We start from the raw sequence: 1113 nt of genomic DNA on the forward strand, positions 1-1113 counted from the left end.
CATCGGTGCTGTTGTTGGCTTAGGTGGTCTATTTGGCTGGCGTTACTACCAGGATTCTGTGATTCAGGCGAGTGAAACAGCTTCGCAAAGCTACACAACCGCAATGAATACGCTGCAAGAAAAAGGCGTAGATGCGCAATCAGATGTGCAAGCTTTTATCGAATCGAACGAAGTTAAAGAATATTCAGTATTGGCTGCTCTGCAACTAGCAAAAGCACAAGTTGAAGCGAAAGACTTTGCTGCTGCTCTTGAGCAACTTAAATGGGCTCAAAGCAATACGAAAGATGCTGCATTATCTCCACTAATTAGCTACCGCATCGCTCGTATCGAGACAGAAATGGGTAACTTTGATGCTGCAAACACTGAGCTAGGCAAAGTGACAGATACAGCATGGGCTGGTCGCATTGCTGAATTGCGTGGTGATATTGCACTTCGTCAAGGTGACAAAGATGCAGCTTACGCGGCTTACACAGAAGCGCAGCAAGCAGCAGATGCAAGCCCAACACTGCAAATGAAATTGGACGACTTGGCGAAATAATAAGGACCGCATTGGATGAAAAGAGTCTTTAAGAAAGCCTTGTTAGGGGCATTAACGGTGGGCATCCTGGCTGGTTGTGCTGGCGAGGAAGATACCATCGTTATGGCACCACTACCGCAGGTAGATAGTCAGTTTACGACCAAGAGTGAATGGAGCACATCGATTGGTGATGGTGTTGGTCATTACTTCTCAAAGCTTTCTCCTGTCTACGCAAACGACATGTTGTTTGTCGCGAGCCGTGATGGTTTGGTGAAAGCGCTTGATCCAGAAAATGGTAAGCAATTATGGCAAACCGATCTGGAAGAAGACGTGATTGCTCGTCTGTCTGGCGGTATTACTGCGGCGTACGAACATCTTTACATCGGTTCTGAAAATGGTGAAGTGATTGCACTAAGCCAAGAAACTGGTGAAATCATTTGGCGCATTAAAGTCGGTGGTGAAGTTCTGGCGAAACCCGTTGCGGATTCAGGCTTGATCATCGTAAATACCAGCCGTGGTATGTTGATTGCTTTGGATGAAAGCACTGGTGAGCAGCGCTGGGCACTAAGTACAGAAGTTCCAAACCTGACACTACG

The 1113-nt window shown here is 46.8% G+C and carries 2 protein-coding genes; both read left to right on the forward strand.

What is annotated here, in order from left to right; translation table 11 throughout:
- Positions 1-538 (forward strand): tetratricopeptide repeat protein (locus R7E42_RS25175; protein ID WP_318073263.1); only part of this gene is annotated, 538 nt, incomplete at its 5' end.
- 15 nt (positions 539-553) lie between these two features.
- On the forward strand, positions 554-1113 hold a 560-nt coding region (locus R7E42_RS25180; RefSeq protein ID WP_318073264.1), incomplete at its 3' end, for a PQQ-binding-like beta-propeller repeat protein.

This window comes from Vibrio sp. Vb1337 (assembly GCF_033338715.1).
GTDB classification, from domain to species: domain Bacteria; phylum Pseudomonadota; class Gammaproteobacteria; order Enterobacterales; family Vibrionaceae; genus Vibrio; species Vibrio alginolyticus.